Raw genomic sequence first — 14,388 nt, forward strand, 5'->3', positions numbered from 1 at the left:
CGTCCTCGTTTCCGGAATGGGAATCACCATGCGCGCGAAGCGAATCCTCGTACTGCTTGCAGCCCCGATCGCCGCCGGGAGCCTGGCGTTCGCGCCAGGAGTGGGACCGCAGGCCGTGGCAGCCCCGGCCGGCTCGCCGGCGCTCACGGCGCAGGCCGCACACAACCTCGCCCCTCAGTCACGTGCCGACTACCGGCGCGGTTACAGCGACGGTAAGTACGACGGCCAGAATTGCGAGGGCTATACCCCTTCGAGCCGTAACAGCGACTACCTCCGCGGTTACAACGCCGGTTACTACGCCTACTACGACGAAGGCGGATGCTGACGGGGACCCGGGGCGGGTGACACGGGTCACCCGAAGGGCCGTCATCGACCGTATGGACACCCTGCACGCCGGTTAGGGTGGCAGACGTGTCGTACACAGGCCCGGAATTCGATCCCCCGCAGCAGCGCCGGTTCCGGCGGGCGCCGCTCGCCGTCGGCCTTGCCGCGTTGGTGCCCGGTGCACTGCTCGGATGGGTGGTGTACGAGGGGGTGGGCAGGCCCGGCGGCGACGATGCCGGGCAGGCGAGCGCGGCCACGCCCAAGTCGGCACCCGCATCGCCCGGCGATGACGCCAAGGCGCCCGCCCCGACGCCCTCCGGCTCCCTCGCGGGCAAGGTGATCCTCATCGACCCGGGGCACAACCCCGGCAACTTCCAGCACACGTCCGAGATCAACCAGAAGGTGAACATCGGGACGAACTGGAAGGAGTGCGACACGACGGGGACGTCGACCAACGCCGGTTACAGCGAAGCCCGGTTCACGCTCGATGTCGCGCACCGGCTGCGGGCGCTGCTGGAGCAGCAGGGCGCGACGGTGAAGATGACCCATGACGGGGACCGGCCCGCCTGGGGGCCGTGCGTGGACAAGCGCGCGGCGATCGGGAACGCCGCGCACGCCGACGCCGCCATCTCCATCCACGCCGACGGAGCGCCCGAGGGCGACCGCGGCTTCCATGTCATCCTGCCCGCGACCGTGCACTCCGGCGCCGCCGACACCCGCCCCATCGTCGGGCCCTCGCGAACCCTCGGGGAGCGCGTCGAGAAGGACTTCGCGAAGGTCACGGGCAGCGCACCGTCCAACTACGTGGGCAACGGCACGGGACTTGACGTACGCAAGGACCTCGGCGGACTCAATCTGTCCACGGTTCCCAAGGTGTTCATCGAGTGCGGCAACATGCGCGACAGCAAGGACGAGGCACTGCTGACCAGCGGGGCCTGGCGGCAGAAGGCGGCCCAGGGCATCTCGGACGGCCTCGCGGACTTCCTCGGCAACTAGGGGCCGCCCCGTTCGACGGCCGTCCCCGGGATCGGACACCTCGCGGTTCCGGCCGACGGGCGTGCGGCAGCTGGGGCTTGAGTAACGGAATCGTGAGTTTCCTGCACTGGGTGGCCAACGGCGGGCAGGACCGGGCGGACACTCCGATCGGCCGGACGATAGTGTCCTTTCCACGATGAGAGGCCACGTTCGACGCCTCCTCTGCCGACGAGACGACCTACGAAGGACCTGAAGTGAATATCCGCTCCCTCACTAGAGGCGACGGCGTGGTGATCGGAGCAGCGGTATTGCTGTTCATCGCGTCGTTCCTCGCTGCCTACTCCTACTCCAGCGCCGGTATCACCATCAGCCGGAACGCCTGGGACGACCTCGGGACAGGCCTGGGCACGTACATGGGGGCCGTCATCGGTGGCGCGCTGATCGTTCTCAACCGCGCCCTGCCGCAGCAGCGCAAGGTGCTCGGCCTGGACCTCGGCATGGTCGGCACGGGCTTCGCGATCCTCTCCGCCTGGACGCTGTTCTGGTCGCTGGTCGACGTTCCCGACGGCGTGGACGCCGGCGCCGGCCTGATCCTCGGTCTGCTCGCGGCCCTGGTCCTGGCCGCGGCCGCCATCGCCACCCCGCTCGTCCCGGCTCTCCAGGCGGCACTGGTCCCGGCCCCCAAGCCGCAGGCCCCGCAGCCCTACGGCGCCCAGCCTCCCGGCGGCTACGGCTACCCCGGCGCCGGCGCCCCGCAGCAGCCGTACGGCGCACAGCCGCAGCCCGGCCAGCCCTTCGGCCAGCAGAGCCAGCCGGGCCAGCCGCAGCCCCCGGCCGCGGCGCAGCAGCCGCCGGCCGCCGACTTCTCGCCGTTCTGGTTCGCCGTCCCGGTGTCGCGCCCGCTGTTCGCGGAGGACGGCTCCACCGCGCCGATCGCCGAACTCGCGCCCGGCACCTGGTACTTGGCGGTGGAGCAGCGCGGCGCCGCCCTGGTCGCGCAGACGCAGGACGGCCGCCGTGGCGTGCTGCAGGACACCTCCGGGATCCAGCGCGGCTGAACCGGCCCGCGCCCACGGCCCCTTGCCCTTTCGGGTGAGGGGCCGTTGTCGTACAGTCCAGTGACCTTCAGCGATATCTGACGTACCGTCAGGAGGTCTTCATGCGGCTCGGGTTGGCACTCGGCTACTGGGGGCGCGGCCCCTCCCCGGACCACGTTCCGCTCGCCCGGGAGGCCGAGCGGCTCGGGTATCACTCGGTGTGGACGGCGGAGTCCTGGGGGTCGGACGTCTTCACCCCGCTCACCTGGATCGCGGCGCAGACCTCGACCATCAAGCTGGGTACGGCCGTTGCCCAGATGGCGGCCCGGTCGCCTACCACCACCGCGATGCACGCACTGACCCTGGACCATCTGTCGGGCGGCCGGGTGATGCTGGGGCTCGGCCTGTCCGGACCGCAGGTCGTCGAGGGCTGGTACGGCCGCCCGTTCCCGAAGTCGCCACTGACCGCGACCCGGGAGTACGTGGACGTCGTACGGCAGGTGCTGCGCCGGGAGGGGCCGGTGGCGGTGGACGGCCGGTTCCACTCGCATCCGTACCGGGGGCCGGACGCCACCGGTCTCGGCAAGCCGTTGAAGCCGATCACCCATCCTCTCCGCGCCGATCTGCCGGTCCTGCTCGGTGCCGAGGGGCCGAAGAACGTCGCCCAGACGGTCCGGATCGCCGACGGCTGGCTGCCGCTGTACTGGGCGCCGAGCCGGCCCGAGGTGTACGGCCCGGCGGTGGCCGACCTGCCGGAGGGCTTCCTCGTCGCCCCTTTGACCCAGGTCAGGGTCTGTGACGACGTCGCCGCCGGGCTGCTGCCCGTGAAGGCCATGCTCGGCTTCTACATCGGCGGGATGGGACACGCGGCCCGCAACTTCCACGCCGACCTCATGGCGCGCATGGGGTACGAGGAGGAGGCGCGGCGGATCCAGGAGCTGTTCCTGTCCGGGCGCCGTGAGGAGGCGGTGCTGGCGGTGCCGGACGCGTTCGCCGACGAGATCTCGCTGGTCGGTCCGCGCGAACGCATCGCCGAGCGGCTGGAGTTGTGGCGCAAGGGTCCGGTGACGGACCTGCTGGCCCTGGCACCGGACCCTCACACGCTACAGGTGCTCGCCGAGCTGAACTCGTGAGCCGGTGAGCTCGTGAGCCGGTGAGCTCTTGAGCCGGTGAGCTCGTGAGCTCAGCCTCCACGGAGCTGGTGGGCCGACGGCACCTGGTTGTGCACCGGGGCGCCCGCGCTCTGGCCCGCGTCCTTGACCTTGTTGATGATGTCGTCGAAGGCACCGGCCGCGTTCCCGTCGCCCGAACGGAGCTTGGACGGCAGGTTCTTCAGCGAGTCGATACCGGCGGACAGCGGTGCGATGGCCTTGGACAGCAGCGGATCGCCCTCGGCGTTCCGCTTGGCGGCCTTGAGCCGGTTGTAGGCGAACCCACCGGCGGCAGCCGCCTTGATCAGGGTGACGGTGCGGCCGTGGGCACCCTTCTTGAACTTGCCCGCCTTCCAGGGCTTCACGATCCACTGGTAGGTCGCGCCGGCGGCGAGACCCGCGTTGGCGACGAACCGTGTCTTGGCGAGCTTCTGTCTCTCCGCGGGCGTGGTCGGACTGGGTGTGTCGGCCACGGGGGCCGCCACTATGCCGGTGTCGATGGCCTTGCTCTGTGTGCTGCCGCCGCAGGCGGTGACACCGGCGACCAGGGCGCAGCAGAGGGTAAGTGCGACGACGAGGCGCCGTATCGGTACGGGCACGGGATCCTCCCGTGTGTCTCGATTCCTCCCCGAGCGGTTGCTTCCTCCGGCAGCCTCACCCAAATGGCGGCACCTCGCCACTCGGGAGGAACGCCGTTCAGGTTTCAAGGACCGTTCGGCGGCAACCCGGAGGGTATGTCCCCCGAATCTGGCAAGGGTGCGAATCAGGCTGGGATGGTCGTCGCGGCCGTCGCCGACGTCATGGCCCTGATCCTGGGCCTCTGGATCGTGATGTACCTGCTGGACGCGAACCGGGCGAACACCCTGGTCCAGTTCGTCCACGAGGCGGCCGACTGGCTGGCCGGCTGGTCACACGACCTGTTCACCTTCCACAAGGCATGGGCGCGGGTGGTGGCCGGTTACGGCCTGGCGGCGGTGGTCTACCTGTTCGTCGGCCACGCGATCGCCAACCGAATGCACCGCCACTGACAAACCCCGGTCAGGGCAGCGCCCCGTCAGGGGCGCGGGCTGTGTCGATATGCGGCTCCGCCGCGTGGGCGCGACCAGCCCCAACGGCGCGGCACCCGCCGTCGCACAGAACCCCCCGCCCCACTAGGCGCAGCAATCCACCTCAAGCCCCGAAGGAAGCTGCTCGCCCCCGAACACCGCACACGTCGCGTCATGCCCCCCGAGCGCGGCGACCGCCAGCAACAACGACCCCGCCGTCCAAGTCGTCAGCTCCCTCGGCCAGATCGCGTCGTCCTCGAAGACGTACCCGGTCCAGTACAGCCCCGACTCGGCGTCCCGCAGATGCTGGATGGACTGCAGGATCTCCAGCGCCCGGTCGGACTCCCCGACCGCCCACAGTGCCAGCGCCAGCTCCGCCGACTCCCCGCCCGTCACCCACGGGTTGGGGACGACACACCGCACCCCGAACCCGGGCACGACGAACCGGTCCCAGTCCTTGTCGATCCGCGCGCCCGCCTCCGCACCGGTCAACGCCCCGCCGAGGACCGGGTAGTACCAGTCCATCGAGTACCGGTCCTTGTCGAGGAACCGCTCCGGGTGCCGCCGTATCGCGTGCCGCAGCGCGCCCACCGCCAACTCCCAGTCCGGCTGCGCCTCTTCGCGCTGCTCGGCGATGGCGAGCGCACAGCGCAGCGCATGGTGGATCGACGAACTCCCGGTCAGCAGCGCGTCGTCGGCCGGCGTGCCGTCGTCGTCGCGGCGCCAGCCGATCTCGCCGCCCGGCTGCTGCAGCCTGAGCACCCACTCGACGGCCGCGTAGACGGCGGGCCACATCCGGTCGAGGAACGTGTCGTCGCCGGTGGACAGGTAGTGGTGCCAGACGCCGACGGCTATGTAGGCGACGAAGTTGGACTCGCGGGCGCGGTCGGTGACGTCGTCGTGTGCGCCGTCGGCGTAGGCCGCGTACCAGGAGCCGTCCTCGTTCTGGTGCCGGGCGAGCCAGCTGTACGCCCGCTCGGCGGCCTCGTACTCGCCGGCCGCGTCCAGGGCCATGGCGGCCTCGGTGTGGTCCCAGGGGTCGAGGTGGTGCCCCCGGAACCACGGGATCGCGCCGTCCTCCCGCTGCACGGCGAGGATGCCGCGGACGGTCGCGGCGGCCTGCTCGGCGGTGAGGACCCCGGGCAGGACGAGGTGTTCTGTCCGGGGGGTGGTCACTTGGCGGCCACCTCGGTCTTCTCGGCCTTGTCGGTCTTCCCGGCCTCGCCGGACACCGCGGGCAGGTGCGGCTTGGTCGCGTAGACGACGAAGCTCTTGCCCAGGACCGGGTTCAGCGCCTGCTCGGCGACCCGCGTGGCCAGCGGCTTCTTCATGATGTCCCAGACCAGCAGCTTGTGGTACGCCCGCACCGGCAGCGCCTTGTCGTTGTCGACGCCGAAGGCGCACTTCAGCCACCAGTACGGCGAGTGCAGCGCGTGCGCGTGGTGGGAGCCGTACGGCCGCAGGCCGGCTTCCTTGATCTTCCCGATCAGTTCGTCGGCCTTGTAGATGCGGATGTGCCCGCCCTCGACCTCGTGGTAGGCGTCGGAGAGCGCCCAGCAGACCTTCTCGGGGCCGTAGCGCGGCACGGTGACCGCTATCCGCCCGCCGGGCCTGAGCACCCGCACCATCTCGGCGAGCACGCCCTTGTCGTCGGGGATGTGCTCCATGACCTCGGAGATGATGACGACGTCGAAGGACTCGTCGGGGAACGGCAGGGCGAGGGCGTCGCCCTCCATGGCCGTGGCGGTGGCGCCCGCCGGGGCCTCGCCGGCCTCCTTCATCGCCGCGAACCACTTGGCGACCTCGCGGATTTCCTCGGCGTTCTGGTCGAGGGCCACGACCTGGGCGCCACGCCGGTAACACTCGAAGGCGTGGCGGCCGGCGCCGCAGCCGAGGTCCAGGACCCGGTCGCCCGGGGCGAGCGGGAACCGGGAGAAGTCGACGGTCAGCACGTGGCCCTGCTTTCGGGAGTGGAAGCGACGTCTACGAGGGGGGTGGCCGCGGGGCGGCCCGGAGTCGTGGGCGCGGAACGCTCCCCGGTACGGCCGGCGATCGCCTCGCGGTAGCGGGCCACCGTGCCCTCCGCGGCGCGCGCCCAGGTGAAGTGCCGCAGCACCCGCTCACGGCCCGCCCGGCCGAGCCGGACCCGCAGCTCCGGGTCGCCCAGCAGGCGGCCGAGCCCGGCGGCCAGCGCGCCCGCGTCGCCCGGCGGTACGGCCAGGCAGGTCTCGCCGTCGCGTCCGGCGACCTCGGGGATGGCGCCGCCGGTCGTCGCGACCAGCGGGGTGCCGGTCGCCATGGCCTCGGCGGCGGGCAGCGAGAAGCCCTCGTAGAGCGAGGGCACGCAGGCGACCTCGGCCGAACGGACCAGGTCGACGAGTTCGGCGTCGGAGATGCCCTTCACGAACTCGACGGCGCCGTCGAGGCCGTAGCGCTCCATGGCCTGCGCGACGGGCCCCTCGGTGGGCCGCTTGCCGACGACCACGAGGTGGGCGGCGGGATGCTCGGTCCGTACCTTGGCGAGGGCCTCGACGAGGTACACCAGCCCCTTGAGGGGGACGTCCGCGCTGGAGGTGGTGACGATCCGGCCGGGCACCTGGGGCACGGCGGGATTCGGCGCGAAGAGGTCGGTGTCGGCGCCGATGTGGACGACGTGGATGCGGTCCTCGCGGACGCCGAGGTGGTCGACGATCTCCTGGCGGGAGGTGCCGGAGACGGTGAGCACGGAGGGCAGCCGGCGGGCGACCCGCTTCTGCATCCGGGTGAAGGCGTACCAGCGCCGTACCGAGTACCGGCGCTGCCACCCCTCGGCCGCGTCCAGCTCCAACTGCCGGTCCACGGTGATGGGGTGGTGGATGGTGGTGACGAGCGGCGCACCGACGTCACCCAACAGGCCGTACCCGAGGGTCTGGTTGTCGTGGATGACGTCGAACTCCCCGGCGCGGGCGCGCAGATGACGGCGGGCGCGGAGGGAGAAGGTCAGCGGCTCGGGGAAGCCGCCGGTCCACATGGTCGCCACTTCGAGCGCGTCGATCCAGTCCCGGTACTCGTCGCGCTTCGGGGTCCGGAAGGGGTCCGGGGAGCGGTACAGGTCGAGGCTGGGCAGCTCGGTGAGGGTGAGTGCGGGGTACCCCTCGTCGAGGACGGGATACGGCTGTGAGCCGATGACCTCGACCCGGTGGCCCAGCCGGGCCAGCTCGCGCGACAGGTGCCGTACATAGACGCCCTGGCCGCCGCAGAACGGGTTCCCTTTATAGGTGAGGAGTGCGATGTCGAGCGGTCGCTCGCCGTCGGCGGCGGGTTCGTCCCTGGTACCCGCCCGCCTGGCCTCAGCGGTCACTCCGGGCCCCCTTCTCCCTGCACTTTCCCGCGAGATTACGCCGGGACGCTAATCTAGAACAAGTTTCAGACTTGATCGTTCAAGAGGCTCTGAATCTACCGGCAGGTAGGAGCGGAGTGAGCAGTGGATCAGGTGATTCGCGCCACGGCGCGAACCCCTGCCATGCTGTCTGATCACTCGCCCTGAGCACTGCCCTCACCGACTGTCACGGACGGGACCCATGCCTGTGGAAGCCAAGGTGGACATCAGCGCCCGACCAGCCTCCCCGCCGCTCACGGAGCGTCAGGAGGCCCGGCGCCGCCGGATCCTGCACGCGAGCGCGCAGCTGGCCAGCCGGGGCGGTTTCGACGCGGTGCAGATGCGCGAGGTGGCCGAGTCCTCCCAGGTGGCCCTGGGCACGCTCTACCGCTACTTCCCGTCCAAGGTCCACCTGCTGGTGGCCACCATGCAGGACCAGCTGGAGCACATGCACGGCACGCTGCGCAAGAAGCCGCCGGCGGGCGAGACGGCGTCCGAGCGGGTCGCCGAGACCCTGATGCGGGCCTTCCGGGCCCTGCAGCGCGAGCCGCACCTGGCCGACGCGATGGTCCGGGCCCTCACCTTCGCCGACCGCAGCGTCTCCCCCGAGGTCGACCAGGTCTCCCGGCAGACCACGGCGATCATCCTGGACGCGATGGGCCTGACCGACCCGACCCCCGCCCAGCTCTCCGCCGTCCGGGTCATCGAGCACACCTGGCACTCGGCCCTGATCACCTGGCTCTCGGGCCGTGCCTCCATCGCCCAGGTGAAGATCGACATCGAGACGGTGTGCCGCCTGATCGACCTGACGGAGCCGGGCGAGAAGCAGGGGGAGAAGAAGTAGGCACGCAAAGACCTACGAGACGGGTTCCCTTCGCCGGCATGGTCCGGATCAGGTAATGGGGGTCGCCGTCAGGCCTTGCTACTGCCTTCCGGCCTCTCAGCCCGACCGTCGACGTCGGCACCGGCGGATGCTTCTGCATCTGCGTCACGCCAGAGTCGGCTACTCCGCTCGGACTCCCTCACTCGCCTCGTAGGCTGATACCAGCATAGAACGGGCGAAGCGGAAGACAATACCCCGAAGCTGGATTTTTTTATTCTTTTCCTGATACTGGGCACGGGAAAGTGTCTGGCGGGGTGCCCGCGCCCGATCGCAGAATCTTCCCCATGGCACTCATCCACCGCACCACCCTCAAGCCCACCAAGGTCGAACTCCTCGCCGCCTGGCTCCCGACCCGCCCCTGGTACCACGGCTCCGCCGCCCCGGAGTTGGCGAAGGCCGGCGGATTCCGGCTGGACGACCCGGAGGGCGAGGTCGGGATCGAGTTCATGGTCGTCACCGAGGAGTCGGGGGCTTACCTCGTGCCGCTCACCTATCGCGGCGCCCCGCTCGACGGCGCCGGGCACGCCCTCGTCGGCACCATGGAGCACGGTGTGCTCGGTCCGCGCTGGGCGTACGACGGCTGCCACGACCCGGTGCTGACGGCCGGGTTGCTCGCCCTGATCGAGGGGCGCACCGAGGCACAGGCGCAGAGCGTCACCGACACCCCCGACCGGGAGGTCGTCCGCTCCTACGCCGGGGAGGGCCCCATCCCTGGCCTCGGCGCCCCCGTCGACACCGACGAGAGCACCGAGTTCGCCGTGGCGGGCGGCGGTCTGGTGCTGCGGCTGCAGCGGGTGCTGACCGCCGGTTCGGCGCCGTCCGCCGACGCGGTCGGGCATGTCGGCGGGGTGTGGGGGCGGCCGGACGGGAGCCGCGCCCACGGGCTGTTCGCGGCGCTTCAGCCCCGCTGAGAGTGCCGCGACATGCCGCCGGTCGGCTGCGGCGCCGTTGCGGCTGGTCGCGCCCACGCGGCGGTAGCCGCACATGAATACAGCCCCGCGCCCCTTACGGGGCGCTCAGTCCTCCGGCGGGAACACCGGCTCCCCGCTTCCCAGCAGAGTGATCGTGATCGCCTCCACCGGGCAGTTCTCCGCCGCGTCGAGGATCCTGCCGTTGGCGTCCGTCTCCGGGTCCACGGGGTGGGACTGCATGGCGGAGTCGAGGCGGAAGGCCCCGGTGGCGCGGTGGACGCACTGGGCCGAGCCGATGCAGATCGACCGGTCGACCTCGACGTGCCAGCGGTCCCCCATGGCCGCTCAGCCCTCCCAGCCGGCGGGGAGGTGGATCATCTTGTGTTCGAGGAACTCGCCGTAGCCCTCGGGCCCGAACTCCCGCCCCAGACCGGAGTTCTTGTAGCCGCCGAACGGACCGAGCATGTCGAGGCTGAAGGTGTTCACGGAGTACGTCCCCGTGCGCACCTTCCTGGCGACCTCGATGCCGTGCTCCACGTCGGCCGTCCACACGCTCCCGCTCAGCCCGTAGTCCGAGTCGTTCGCGATCTTCAGGGCCTCGGACTCGTCGCCGTAGGGGAGCAGACAGATCACCGGGCCGAAGATCTCCTCTCGCGCTATCCGCATCGAGTTGTCGACGCCACCGAAGAGGGTCGGTTCGACGTACCAGCCCTTGTCCAGGCCCGCCGGCCGGCCGCCGCCGGTCAGGATCTTCGCGCCCTCCTCCAGGCCGATGCGGATGTAGTCCAGGTTCCGCTGCTGCTGGCGGCGGGCGACCAGGGGGCCCACCTGGGTGGCCGGGTCCAGCGGGTCGCCGACCTTCAGGGCGCTCGCCGCGGCCGCGAAGGCGTCGGCGAACTCGTCGTAGCGGGAGCGCGGGACGAGGATGCGGGTCTGGGCCACGCACGCCTGGCCGTTGTTCATCCAGGCCGCCGGGACGATCCCGGCGACGGAGGCGGCCACGTCCGCGTCCGGCAGCACGACCGCCGCCGACTTGCCGCCCAGTTCCAGGGTCACGCGGGTGAGGTTCTTCGCGGCGACCTCCATCACGCGCTTGCCGGCCGCGACGGACCCGGTGAAGGAGATCTTGTCGACGCCGGGGTGGGCGACGAGGTACTCGCTCACCTCGCGGTCGGCCGGGAGGATGGAGAGGACCCCGTCCGGCAGCCCGGCCTCCTTGGTGATCTCACCGAGGATGTAGGCGTCCAGCGGCGACTCCGGGGACGGCTTGAGCACCACCGTGCAGCCGGTGAGCAGCGCGGGGGCGAGTTTGGCGGCGGCCACGAACTGGGGCACGTTCCACGGCACCACGGCAGCCACGACCCCGACCGGCTCCCGCCGCACCAGGATCTTCCCCAGCACCCCGTCGCGCGTCTCCTCGTACGTGAAGTCGCGCGCGACCCTGATCGCCGCGTCCCAGACCATCATCGCGCCGAGCGCCTGCGCGAGAACGCTCCAGGAGTAGGGGGAGCCGTTCTCGGAGGAGATCACCCGGGCGATCTCCTCGTGCCGGACGGCGATCGCGTCCTTGATCCGGGTGACGACCTCGATCCGCTCGTCGAGCGTCATCCGCGGCCAGGGCCCCTCGTCGAAGGCCCGCCGCGCCACGGCCACCGCCCGGTCCACGTCCTCCCGCGAGGCGTGCGGCACCCGCCCGAAGACCTCCTCGGTGTGCGGGGAGACCACCTCGATGACGTCCTTGCCGAGAGGGTCGGTCAACTCCCCGCCGATGAACAGCTGTCCGTGTTCCAGGAACTCGGTCATGGCGCCCCGCCACCCTTCCTGACGATGTTTCAGAACTGATACCAGTTCTAGTTGAACTAAGCCAGGGGCGGGACCGAATAGGCCCCCACCAGTGGTTTTGCGAACGGCGGGGGTACCGTCGGGCCGCGCGGTCCGCCTGCACCCCGTCGCCGCCCCCGGTTCCGCTGCGTGGCCGGACCGCTTCCGACAGTGGCCGACAGGCCGGCTCGGGCTTGCCCCGGCTCGGGTCGGCCGGGTTTCCGCCCGGCCCCGAAACGCGAGATCCTGTTGGTACGCCGACCGCGGACCTCCGAACAAATTCGGACCGGAGCGCATCCCACGCTTCGAGAAGCCCACCTCATGTTCATACGGCCCTCAGCGCGACGGACGCCGTCGCGTCTTCCGGAAGGAGGCCGGGCGATGAATGTCCCGTCGTACCGTGACCACACGACCGCACGCAGACTGAGCACCGGCACCGCCGCCGTCATGGCGGCGATGCTCCTGGCAGGCTGCGGCTCGGGCGCCCCCCAGGCGTCCCCGCACTCCAGCGCCCCCAACAAGTCCCCCGCCGCACCCGACGGGCCCTCCCCGTCGTCCCTCACACCGGGCGCCACCGGCACCGCCACCACCGCGGCCACCACCGCCGCCGACACCACCCCCGCCGCGTGCACCAACGCCACGAAGCTGGCCGGGTGGTCGAACCAGCGGCTGGCCATGCTGACCATCGCCGTCCCGGTGTCGGAGACCTCGGTGTCCGGCGCCACCTCCGAGGTGAGCGCCGGTGCGGGCGGTGTGGTGCTGTTCGGCAGTGCGGCACCGTCCGACCTCGGCGCCCGGCTGACCACCCTGAAGTCCCACGTTCCGGGCCATCTGGGTCTGCTGGTGATGACGGACGAGGAGGGCGGCGGCATCCAGCGCATGGCGAACCTCGTCGGATCCCTGCCCTGGGCCGCGTACATGGGCGCGCACTGGACCCCGGCCCAGATCCAGCAGAACGTCGCGAAGGTGGCCAAGAAGATGGCGGCCGCCCAGGTGAACATGAACCTCGCGCCGGTGGTCGACGTCGACGGCAGGAACGTGGCCCCCAGCAAGACCAACCCCGACGGATGGCGGTCCTTCAGCGGCAACACCGCGGTGGTCTCCAAGGCCGGGGTCGCGTACATGAACGGCATGCGCGACGGAGGCGTGATACCCGTCGTCAAGCACTTCCCGGGCCTCGGCGGCTCCACCTACAACTCCGACTTCGGCCCCGCCCGCACCCTGCCCTGGTCCACCCTGCAGAAGGTGGGGATCCCGCCGTTCACCGCGGCCATCAAGGCCGGCGCCCCGGCCATCATGGTCTCCAACAACATCGTGCCGGGCCTGGCCACCAATCCGGCGAGCCTGTCGCCCACCGTGATCAGCTCCGAGCTGCGCGGCAAGCTGGGCTTCAAGGGGCTGGTGGTCACCGACTCGCTCAGCGCCAAGGCGATCTCCGGCGCCGGCTTCACCATCCCTGCGGCCGCCGTCCAGGCCCTGCGCTCCGGTGCGGACATGGTCATGTTCGACCTGGGAAGCAATGTCGGCTCCCAGACGTCCTCGATCGCCTCGGCGATCACCAACGCGGTGACCGGCGGAAAGCTCGCCCGCAGCCGCCTCATCGACGCGGCGGGGCACGTCCTGGCCGTCCGGCACGTGAATCTCTGCTCCTAGTCGGTTTCCCCCGCGGAAATCTGACGCGTAATCAGTTCTGGCTATAGTGAGCAGGAGCCGTGCGGCGGTGCGGGGGCGGAGGGCGGCGGAATGACGAACGGTCGGAACGAGCGTGACGGGCAGGGCGAGCCGGCGGTGGCGGTGCGGTCGGAGGTGACCGTGCACGACCACGGCGGGGGCGTGCGCTCCGTCGAGGTGCCCATCCCGGACAACCCGCTCGGCCACACCCTGGTGTACGTCGTCGACACCGACCGCGGGCCGGTGCTGGTCGACACCGGGTGGGACGATCCCGGGTCGTGGGATGTGCTGGTGGCGGGGCTGGGCGGGTGCGGTACGGCGGTCGGGGAGGTGTACGGCGTCGTCATCACGCATCACCATCCCGACCATCACGGGCTGTCGGGGCAGGTGCGGGAGGCGTCCGGGGCGTGGGTGGCGATGCACGCGGCCGACGCGGCGATCGTACGGCGGACGCGGGAGACCAGGTCCGAGCGGTGGTTCAGCTACATGGAGGCGAAGCTGACCGCCGCCGGTGCGCCCGAGGAGCATGTGGCGCCGCTGCGCGGAGGCCGTCGTGGCCGCTCCCTGCCCGGCCTGTCCCCCGCCCTACCCGACCGGGAGATCGTGCCCGGCGAACTCCTCGACCTGCCGGGCCGCCGGCTGCGCGCCGTCTGGACACCCGGGCACACGCCCGGTCATGTCTGCCTGCACCTGGAGGAGGAACACCCGAGCCGACTCCCCGGCCACGGCCGTCTGTTCTCCGGTGACCACCTCCTCCCCGAGATCACCCCGCACATCGGGCTGTACGAGGACCCCGAGGACGGTGGGGGTCCCCCCGCGCGAGCGCAGCCGAGCGTGGGGGAGGTCACCGACCCGCTCGGCGACTACCTCGACTCGCTGGAACGCATCGGCCGCCTCGCCCCCGCCGAGGTCCTCCCGGCCCACCAGCACACCTTCACCGACGCACCGGGGCGGGTACGGGAACTCCTCACCCACCACGAGGAACGCCTCGCCGGCCTCCTCACCCTCCTCCAGCATCCGCTCACCGCCTGGCAGTTGGCGGTACGGATGGAGTGGAACCGGCCCTGGGAGCAGATCCCCTACGGATCGAGGAACATCGCGGTGTCGGAGGCCGAGGCCCATCTACGGCGCCTGGTGAAGCTGGGGCGCGCGGAGCAGGTGGCGGGGAGCGAGCCGGCCACGTACGTGGCGGTGTAATCCGGTCGCCGGAC

General features: G+C 71.0%; 15 protein-coding genes. 9 read left to right on the forward strand and 6 right to left on the reverse strand.

The features are described from left to right. The first annotated feature begins 28 nt into the window (after positions 1-28). From ACIRR9_RS11570 to ACIRR9_RS11585, 4 genes are all read left to right on the forward strand, one after another. On the forward strand, positions 29-325 hold the full coding sequence (locus ACIRR9_RS11570; RefSeq protein WP_403750072.1) for a hypothetical protein: 297 nt from the start codon (positions 29-31) through the stop codon (positions 323-325). A gap of 86 nt (positions 326-411) precedes the next feature. Continuing rightward, positions 412-1,320 (forward strand): N-acetylmuramoyl-L-alanine amidase, encoded by a 909-nt coding sequence (locus ACIRR9_RS11575; RefSeq protein WP_403750074.1) that lies wholly within the window; start codon positions 412-414, stop codon positions 1,318-1,320. Positions 1,321-1,553: 233 nt separating this feature from the next. Further along, positions 1,554-2,357: a hypothetical protein gene (locus ACIRR9_RS11580; RefSeq protein WP_403750077.1), complete on the forward strand. Its 804-nt coding sequence runs from the start codon at positions 1,554-1,556 to the stop codon at positions 2,355-2,357. A 101-nt stretch (positions 2,358-2,458) separates the two neighbouring features. Continuing rightward, positions 2,459-3,469: an LLM class F420-dependent oxidoreductase gene (locus tag ACIRR9_RS11585; RefSeq protein WP_403750079.1), complete on the forward strand. Its 1,011-nt coding sequence runs from the start codon at positions 2,459-2,461 to the stop codon at positions 3,467-3,469. 50 nt (positions 3,470-3,519) lie between these two features. On the opposite strand, the gene ACIRR9_RS11590 is transcribed toward ACIRR9_RS11585, so the two are convergent. Then, positions 3,520-4,086 (reverse strand): hypothetical protein, encoded by a 567-nt coding sequence (locus tag ACIRR9_RS11590; protein ID WP_403750081.1) that lies wholly within the window; start codon positions 4,084-4,086, stop codon positions 3,520-3,522. A gap of 135 nt (positions 4,087-4,221) precedes the next feature. Between ACIRR9_RS11590 and ACIRR9_RS11595 the strand changes: the two genes are divergently transcribed. After that, on the forward strand, positions 4,222-4,515 hold the full coding sequence (locus tag ACIRR9_RS11595; RefSeq protein ID WP_403750084.1) for a hypothetical protein: 294 nt from the start codon (positions 4,222-4,224) through the stop codon (positions 4,513-4,515). A gap of 123 nt (positions 4,516-4,638) precedes the next feature. On the opposite strand, the gene ACIRR9_RS11600 is transcribed toward ACIRR9_RS11595, so the two are convergent. From ACIRR9_RS11600 to ACIRR9_RS11610, 3 genes are read right to left on the reverse strand one after another with little or no spacing between them, the layout of a single operon-like run. Continuing rightward, positions 4,639-5,709 (reverse strand): prenyltransferase, encoded by a 1,071-nt coding sequence (locus tag ACIRR9_RS11600; RefSeq protein WP_403750087.1) that lies wholly within the window; start codon positions 5,707-5,709, stop codon positions 4,639-4,641. Continuing rightward, positions 5,706-6,485, reverse strand: a complete 780-nt coding sequence (locus ACIRR9_RS11605; RefSeq protein WP_403750090.1) for a class I SAM-dependent methyltransferase — start codon at positions 6,483-6,485, stop codon at positions 5,706-5,708. The genes ACIRR9_RS11600 and ACIRR9_RS11605 overlap by 4 nt, the downstream gene beginning before the upstream one ends. After that, complete coding sequence (locus ACIRR9_RS11610) at positions 6,479-7,873, reverse strand: glycosyltransferase family 4 protein (protein WP_403750093.1); 1,395 nt, start codon at positions 7,871-7,873, stop codon at positions 6,479-6,481. The genes ACIRR9_RS11605 and ACIRR9_RS11610 overlap by 7 nt, the downstream gene beginning before the upstream one ends. A gap of 220 nt (positions 7,874-8,093) precedes the next feature. Between ACIRR9_RS11610 and ACIRR9_RS11615 the strand changes: the two genes are divergently transcribed. Both ACIRR9_RS11615 and ACIRR9_RS11620 read left to right on the forward strand, forming a co-directional pair. Next, on the forward strand, positions 8,094-8,735 hold the full coding sequence (locus tag ACIRR9_RS11615) for a TetR family transcriptional regulator (protein ID WP_365336790.1): 642 nt from the start codon (positions 8,094-8,096) through the stop codon (positions 8,733-8,735). Positions 8,736-9,058: 323 nt separating this feature from the next. Then, positions 9,059-9,685, forward strand: a complete 627-nt coding sequence (locus ACIRR9_RS11620) for a 1,4-alpha-glucan branching protein (RefSeq protein WP_403750096.1) — start codon at positions 9,059-9,061, stop codon at positions 9,683-9,685. Between the two features lie 105 nt (positions 9,686-9,790). Here ACIRR9_RS11620 and ACIRR9_RS11625 read toward each other — a convergent pair whose 3' ends face one another. Together ACIRR9_RS11625 and ACIRR9_RS11630 are read right to left on the reverse strand one after the other, a co-directional pair. Further along, on the reverse strand, positions 9,791-10,024 hold the full coding sequence (locus ACIRR9_RS11625; protein WP_316776761.1) for a ferredoxin: 234 nt from the start codon (positions 10,022-10,024) through the stop codon (positions 9,791-9,793). 6 nt (positions 10,025-10,030) lie between these two features. Further along, positions 10,031-11,488: an aldehyde dehydrogenase gene (locus ACIRR9_RS11630; protein ID WP_365336788.1), complete on the reverse strand. Its 1,458-nt coding sequence runs from the start codon at positions 11,486-11,488 to the stop codon at positions 10,031-10,033. A gap of 399 nt (positions 11,489-11,887) precedes the next feature. Here ACIRR9_RS11630 and ACIRR9_RS11635 point away from each other — a divergent pair, with 399 nt between their 5' ends. Continuing rightward, positions 11,888-13,159, forward strand: a complete 1,272-nt coding sequence (locus ACIRR9_RS11635) for a glycoside hydrolase family 3 N-terminal domain-containing protein (protein WP_403750099.1) — start codon at positions 11,888-11,890, stop codon at positions 13,157-13,159. 90 nt (positions 13,160-13,249) lie between these two features. Continuing rightward, the gene (locus ACIRR9_RS11640; RefSeq protein WP_403750101.1) at positions 13,250-14,374 is read left to right on the forward strand and encodes an MBL fold metallo-hydrolase; all 1,125 of its coding nucleotides are present in this window, start codon (positions 13,250-13,252) and stop codon (positions 14,372-14,374) included. Positions 14,375-14,388: the final 14 nt, after the last annotated feature.

The sequence above is a fragment of the Streptomyces sp. NPDC101234 genome (assembly GCF_044767525.1).
Taxonomy (GTDB): Bacteria; Actinomycetota; Actinomycetes; order Streptomycetales; family Streptomycetaceae; genus Streptomyces; species Streptomyces sasae.

Coding starts and splice junctions, on each gene's coding strand:
- ACIRR9_RS11570 (WP_403750072.1), top strand. CDS start 29: ATGCGCGCGAAGCGAATCCTCGTACTGCTTGCAGCCCCGATCGCCGCC.
- ACIRR9_RS11585 (WP_403750079.1), top strand. CDS start 2,459: ATGCGGCTCGGGTTGGCACTCGGCTACTGGGGGCGCGGCCCCTCCCCG.
- ACIRR9_RS11595 (WP_403750084.1), top strand. CDS start 4,222: ATGTCCCCCGAATCTGGCAAGGGTGCGAATCAGGCTGGGATGGTCGTC.
- ACIRR9_RS11615 (WP_365336790.1), top strand. CDS start 8,094: ATGCCTGTGGAAGCCAAGGTGGACATCAGCGCCCGACCAGCCTCCCCG.
- ACIRR9_RS11620 (WP_403750096.1), top strand. CDS start 9,059: ATGGCACTCATCCACCGCACCACCCTCAAGCCCACCAAGGTCGAACTC.
- ACIRR9_RS11625 (WP_316776761.1), bottom strand. CDS start 10,024: ATGGGGGACCGCTGGCACGTCGAGGTCGACCGGTCGATCTGCATCGGC.
- ACIRR9_RS11630 (WP_365336788.1), bottom strand. CDS start 11,488: ATGACCGAGTTCCTGGAACACGGACAGCTGTTCATCGGCGGGGAGTTG.
- ACIRR9_RS11635 (WP_403750099.1), top strand. CDS start 11,888: ATGAATGTCCCGTCGTACCGTGACCACACGACCGCACGCAGACTGAGC.
- ACIRR9_RS11640 (WP_403750101.1), top strand. CDS start 13,250: ATGACGAACGGTCGGAACGAGCGTGACGGGCAGGGCGAGCCGGCGGTG.